The 6,078-nt window shown below is 39.6% G+C and carries 5 protein-coding genes and 1 pseudogene; 2 read left to right on the forward strand and 4 right to left on the reverse strand.

All coding sequences use genetic code 11. The features are described from left to right. Window positions 1-407: 407 nt before the first annotated feature. Window positions 408-1,856 (forward strand): serine/threonine-protein kinase, encoded by a 1,449-nt coding sequence (locus GNE10_RS30935; protein WP_221643052.1) that lies wholly within the window; start codon window positions 408-410, stop codon window positions 1,854-1,856. Window positions 1,857-2,230: 374 nt separating this feature from the next. Here GNE10_RS30935 and GNE10_RS30940 read toward each other — a convergent pair whose 3' ends face one another. Both GNE10_RS30940 and GNE10_RS30945 read right to left on the reverse strand, forming a co-directional pair. Next, window positions 2,231-2,503, reverse strand: a complete 273-nt coding sequence (locus tag GNE10_RS30940) for a hypothetical protein (RefSeq protein ID WP_185569688.1) — start codon at window positions 2,501-2,503, stop codon at window positions 2,231-2,233. Window positions 2,504-2,955: 452 nt separating this feature from the next. Next, window positions 2,956-4,104 carry a DegT/DnrJ/EryC1/StrS aminotransferase family protein gene (locus tag GNE10_RS30945; RefSeq protein WP_185569689.1) on the reverse strand — a complete coding sequence of 383 codons (1,149 nt, stop codon included), beginning with the start codon at window positions 4,102-4,104 and terminating at the stop codon, window positions 2,956-2,958. Between the two features lie 363 nt (window positions 4,105-4,467). Between GNE10_RS30945 and GNE10_RS30950 the strand changes: the two genes are divergently transcribed. Beyond that, on the forward strand, window positions 4,468-5,244 hold the full coding sequence (locus GNE10_RS30950) for an ABC transporter permease (protein ID WP_185569691.1): 777 nt from the start codon (window positions 4,468-4,470) through the stop codon (window positions 5,242-5,244). Between the two features lie 118 nt (window positions 5,245-5,362). Here the strand turns inward: GNE10_RS30950 and GNE10_RS30955 are convergent. Then, window positions 5,363-5,545: pseudogene (locus GNE10_RS30955) on the reverse strand (type II toxin-antitoxin system RelE/ParE family toxin); the annotation flags it as partial. Window positions 5,546-5,664: 119 nt separating this feature from the next. Further along, window positions 5,665-5,931 carry a type II toxin-antitoxin system ParD family antitoxin gene (locus GNE10_RS30960; RefSeq protein ID WP_185569693.1) on the reverse strand — a complete coding sequence of 89 codons (267 nt, stop codon included), beginning with the start codon at window positions 5,929-5,931 and terminating at the stop codon, window positions 5,665-5,667. Window positions 5,932-6,078 lie beyond the last annotated feature (147 nt).

Here is a 6,078-nt window from a genome sequence, read left to right on the forward strand (position 1 = left end):
GTGGGGAGGTGGAGGGGACGAGGGGGATGAGGTAGACAAGGGAGACAAGGTAGCAATCTTTCTCTCCGAAGTTCTGATGGTCGGAAACCTCCGCTCAGACTTCTCTCCTTGTCTCCCCCTCTCCCCATGCCCGATGCCCCATGCTCCATGTCTAATTCTTAATAAAAATTCCTCATAGCTTTACCATTGTCCATATCTATTTCAGTATCTTAATTAAAAAGGCAATTCGTGATATTCTCATACTTAGATACTCTAAATAAGTGTGCAGCTAATAAATTGTCTATTTGTTTAGAAAAGATTAATAATTTATATAAAAAACTATACACTGTCAAAGTTATTAAAGCAGGCAGTTGTAGATCCTTATCTATAGAGAGTGCTTCCAAACAAACCTAAGTCAAGAAAACGTGATGATATCAACACTTTTGAGCGATCGCTATCGCATTATTAGCGTACTTGGAACTGGTGGATTTTGCGAAACATTCTTAGCGGAAGATACCCAAATGCCTTCTGGGCGGCGTTGTGTAATTAAGCAACTCAAGCCAGTAACCGAAAATCCAGATGTTTACCAATTGGTACAAAGGCGATTTCAAAGAGAAGCCGCTATTTTAGAAGATCTGGGTGGGGCAAGCGAGCAAATTCCTACTTTGTACGCTTACTTTCAAGCAGATGGGCAATTCTATCTCGTACAAGAATGGATTTCTGGACAAACCTTAAACCAATACGTAAAACAAAACGGTTGTTTGAGTGAAAGTGAAGTAATTCCCATTTTAATCAGTCTGTTGAAATTGCTGGACTTTGTACATAGCAAAGGTATTATCCACCGCGATATTAAACCGGACAATATTATTCTGCGTTCATCTGATGGCAAGCCAATTTTAATTGATTTTGGCGCAGTGCGGGAAACGATGGCAACAGTCATGTATCCAGAAGGCACTGTTAGTAATTCCATTATCATTGGTACACCAGGTTTCATGCCTAGCGAACAAGCAGCAGGACGCCCAGTTTTTGCCAGTGACTTGTATAGTTTGGCACTAACAGCTATTTTCTTGTTGATGGGAAAATCGCCTCACGAATTGATGACAGATTCCTATACTGGAGAACATGTTTGGGATCGGGATGTCATCAGTCCCCATTTGATGGAAGTTTTAAAAAAAGCAACTCAATTTGATGTTAGAGAACGGTATGCAACTGCTAAAGAAATGCTGAATGCATTGGAAAATGTTGCCAATTCAGCTGCACCAAACGTACCGATGTACAATCAATTTTCTGCTTTGACTAATTCTGTAATCCGCTTACCAGCTGCCCAAAGCAGCAAACAAAACGCTATTTTTGTTGGTAGCACTTTAATCGGTGGTGGATTAATTGGTGCATCGGTAATCATTGGTCTTTTATTAGCAAACTCTCCCCAATCCGGTACATATCAAGAAGCGACATCTTCCCTAGTCCCAAAAACAGAAGTTGGAGAAAATTCTTCTTTGTCCCTTCCACCAGGAACAGCAAATAATCAAATCGGCACAATTCGTGAATTACCAATTACAAACGCCGCTAATTTACCGAATTCTTTTTATTTCGTAGCAAATTCTAGTTTGCCAAATTTGCAAGCTGCCATCAAGCAAGTGAAAATTTTACAATCTCAAGGAATTAGTCAATCAGGGGTGTTATGGATACCAGATTACCCCAATTTATCAGATAAAAAAAATTCCTTCATAGTTTATGTAGCCACCTTTAAAGACCGTCCTAATTGTATTCACTTTCTTAAAAATTACGGACAAATCAATCCAGAAGCATATTGCGCCTTTGCTAGCAAAAATTTAAGCGCACCGATGGCTAAAACGTCTTTTAAGGAAATAAAGTGAAACAAACTGTTCCCTGCTGTTTGTTGCCTTTTAAATGAAGTTTTACACCTTTAAAAGGAAACAAGCAACAAGGAATTCCCACAATTAACATTAGGGGATTTAAACAAAGACAATTCTCTAATTGTGATGAATCAGCATGGCGTTAATTAGGGTCTGTTGAATAGGTTTGAAAGTCTTATATTGTGTGCTTTTCAGGTTTTTCAATCGCTCTCAAGTGCAAGAAAATCAAGCTATTAAGCTTAAAAACCTTGCATTGCTTATTTGTTAGACTCTAAACAATGGAAAACAATCAGGATAAAACTGTTCCCTATTCCCTATTAAGAGTTCCCTACCACCACCAAAGGACTTTTTCAGCAAGCCCTAATTAAATTTAACTAAGATATTTTTGGTTGCTGCCATATAATGAGTTTTAATTCAGAACAATTGTAAGCTCCATTTACAATTTGATTTTCGTGGTCAGCTATCCAATCATAAATTTGTGCAGCTTTTGTTAATGCCACTGTTTCTGAACGATAAAGCCGAGGACTAGGACAATAAGCTTGGCCATTGATGTGTATAGCTGCAATGTGCCAATAGTCACTGCCTTCACCCTCTGGTACAACGTCTAAAAAGCCGTTACTGTAAGGCTGGATTATTCCTATGTTCATCTACAACCATCAAACTTTCAAACAAAGGCCATAACAAAACTGATAAGCTGATGCGGTTTTAAATTGCACAGTCCCTCATACAGTTGACGGTTGACGATTAACTCTCAACATGAAAAAAGATGCAACTTAAATGCAAAAGCAGCTTATTAATCATTTTGTCTTTGCCGCCAATAGAAATCTGAATTCTTGGTCACTTTTTAGTTTAATTCCCTGATTGGCAGCAATAATGACCTTCAAACAATACTTCCCATGCAAATGAAGTATAAAAAAGTCAAGTAGAACGACTTGAAAATGTAAAAATCATAAAATTCAGTTCGTAGTAAAGACTTTAGTCCTTTTTTGAGAACTAAAGTTCTCACTACAAACCTTTAATTATTTATCCTGTTCTACTTAACTGTTAACCGTCAACAGTTAACAGTTAACAGTCAACAGTCAACAATCAACACCTTAGCTTAATTCAAGCAATCCTTTAGCGCATAAATTACTTGGTCTTGCTGTTGTTGTGTGAGTTCTGGGAACATAGGCAAAGATATGACTTCATGGCAAGCTTGTTCTGCGACTGGTAAGTCTCCAATTTGATAGCCCAGGTTTTGATAAACTGGCTGCAAGTGTAAAGGATAGGGATAGTAAACCATTGAACTAACACCTTGCTCTTGTAGTTGAGTACGTACCCAATCTCGATATTTGGCGCTAGCACCATTTCGTCCTTCGCCGGAAATGCGAATGGTGTATTGGTTCCAGACGCCAATACCCCCTGGTAATTCTTGAGGCGGGACAATGGCGGGAATTTGACTCAGGAATTGATAGTAATAATTGGCAATTTCTCGCCGCCGTTCATTCCAAATATCCAAATAACGCAGCTTAATTTGCAAAATAGCCGCTTGTAGAGCATCCAAGCGGCTATTTACACCTATTTCTTCGTGTAAATATCGAATTTTACTTCCATGATCTCGTAGGATTCGCAGTTTGGCAGCGATGGCTGGGTCGTTAGTTGTTATCGCTCCGCCATCCCCGCAACCACCAAGATTTTTAGTAGGGTAGAAACTAAAGCAACCAATATGTCCAATGCTTCCGACTTTTTCCTCGCCCCACATTGCGCCTGTAGATTGAGCGCAATCTTCAATGACTGACAAGTTGTGAGCAAGAGCAATGGCCATCAATGATGTCATATCCACTGGTTGCCCAAATAAATGAACCGGGATAATCGCTTTGGTTTTTGGTGTAATTGCCGCCGCTATTTGCTCTACATCTAAATTAAATGTAGTCGCATCAATATCTACAAAAACAGGTTTTGCACCCACGGCACTAATCACTTCAGCAGTAGCGATAAAAGTGAAAGGTGTTGTGATCACCTCATCGCCTGCACCAATTCCCAAAACTCGTAGAGCTAAATAGAGCGCATCAGTACCAGAATTACAAGCTACACATTGACTAACACCATGATAGGCAGCAAACTGTTGCTCGAAGCCTTCGACTAAGGGGCCACCTATATAACGACCAGAAGCCAGAACTTCTAAAACAGCTGCACTTACTTCTGCTTCGATGCTGGTGTATTGTTGCTTGATGTCAAAAGCAGGGACGGGATTTACGCTTTGGAACATGAGTTTTTATTTTATCGGAAAAGACTATCGCCCAAATCAGGCATCTATTAGGGTTTTTGCTTAAATTGTGGTGTAGCCAACTACTACACGTTAATTTACAGATAGTTGTGTTAAGTTATTGAGTTTTTAAATTGCACAGTTAATCATGACGTTGGTTGAACGCTGAATGTTAACTGTCAACCATCAACAATCAACACAAAAAGATGTCAGGGCATTTACTAAGTGTTTACCATGTTAAAGTTGTAGAATTTTGAATTTTCAATTGATGAAGGTGATATATATCAACCAAGAGCCAAGACATCGAATCAAAGTTCCACGTGTGGGTGCTGCTTTGAAAAGAAAATACCAGGAGATGCAAAACTGATGCAGGAGCCAATAGAGCTAGATTTTGTAGATTTAGGCATTGCTTTAGGATTAATGGCCATGGCCATTGGTGTATCTATCTGGGAAAAGTTAGGACTAGAGTTGAACTTAGCCCTTGTTACTGGAAGAACCATCTTACAACTACTTGTATTGGGATACATTTTAGATTTCATCTTTGCTTTGAACAATGGTTGGGCGGTTTTGGCAATATTAGCAATTATGCTGACAATTACGGCGATTGTCGCACGAAATCGCATCAGCCAAAAGATTCCTTATGTATTGCCTTTGGTGTGGGGTGCAATTTTTATTAGCACTGCTGTGACAGTGCTTTACACTAGCTTCTTAATTCTTCAACCAAACAGATGGTACGAACCACAGTATGTGATTCCCCTAGCAGGAATAGTCATAGGTAATGCCATGAATGCAGCAGCGATCGCTGGGGAACGTCTTGTCAGCACCATTAATTCCAGCCATGTAGAAATAGAAACTTACTTGAGCTTAGGCGCAACTCCAGAGCAAGCGATCGCCCAGTACCGCAAAGAGTCCATCAGAGCAGCACTGATACCTACTTTTAATCAAATGATACTTATCGGTATGGTAGCAATACCAGGAATTACCACCGGTCAGTTACTAGCTGGTGTCAGACCCCTGGATGCTATCTCCTATGAAATTTTAATTACCTTCCTAGTTGCTTTTGCTAACTTACTGACAACAGTGTTATTAACTAGGGGATTGTGTCGTCAGTTTTTTAATTCTGCGGCACAATTAATCAGGTAACTCTAACTCAATACGCTTGGGTTAAGAAAGTTCCTCTGTGAAGGGAATAGGGAACGGGGAACTCATAGGGATTTCCAAGGAATAAATTACTCAGGAAAAATCACTTGCTGACTTTAATCTACTCATCGTCCACATCTGCAAAGATAGATTCTAAATCTCGATGACCACTAATTACCCGCACAATCACAACACCATCTTCAAAAACTCGATAAAAAATAATGTAACCATCCAAGGGTATGCCTCTGAGCCTGGGGTCAAACTTGGCGTAACTTCGCCCTATATTTGGAAATTGAGCTATATTTTGGCACTTTTGATTAAATTATCGTATGAATCTTTCCCCAGCATTAACATTGCGAACTAAAAAATAATCCAAAATTTCATCTAAATCTTGGCTTGCTTCCTTGGCAATAAAGTATTCTATTATCCTTGAGTCTCACGCGCTTTACGTAATTTTTCTTCCAGTCGTGCCATCACCACTTCACCATTTACTACGTCTCCACGTTCGATAGAAGCCAGCCCAGCCGACAGTTTTTTCTTAGTTTCTTCTTCCCATTCCTGATAACCCTTCTCCCATTCCTCCAAGAGTTTCAATGCTTTTACAATTACGTCTTCAGCATTTTCATATCTACCTGTGGCAATTCGGGTTTGTATAAATTGCTCGTATTCTGCTTTGAGTTGGATATTCATAATTTTTACCTGTAGTTAATTAAGAGCGTTACCTAGCCACATTTTCTGTTGCCAATAAAACTCGCAAGGGGTTATCTAATATAAGCTAGAAGACTCCCGCTACACCGTTCGCATAGCGTTCCGCAGGAAAGGTTAGCGGGATGATGA

The organism is Nostoc sp. 2RC, from assembly GCF_014222165.1.
GTDB lineage: Bacteria > Cyanobacteriota > Cyanobacteriia > Cyanobacteriales > Nostocaceae > Nostoc > Nostoc linckia.

Excerpts from the sequence above, each read along its gene's own strand:
- GNE10_RS30940 (WP_185569688.1), bottom strand. The coding sequence starts at position 2,503 with ATGAACATAGGAATAATCCAGCCTTACAGTAACGGCTTTTTAGACGTT.
- GNE10_RS30960 (WP_185569693.1), bottom strand. The coding sequence starts at position 5,931 with ATGAATATCCAACTCAAAGCAGAATACGAGCAATTTATACAAACCCGA.
- GNE10_RS30945 (WP_185569689.1), bottom strand. The coding sequence starts at position 4,104 with ATGTTCCAAAGCGTAAATCCCGTCCCTGCTTTTGACATCAAGCAACAA.
- GNE10_RS30950 (WP_185569691.1), top strand. The coding sequence starts at position 4,468 with ATGCAGGAGCCAATAGAGCTAGATTTTGTAGATTTAGGCATTGCTTTA.
- GNE10_RS30935 (WP_221643052.1), top strand. The coding sequence starts at position 408 with ATGATATCAACACTTTTGAGCGATCGCTATCGCATTATTAGCGTACTT.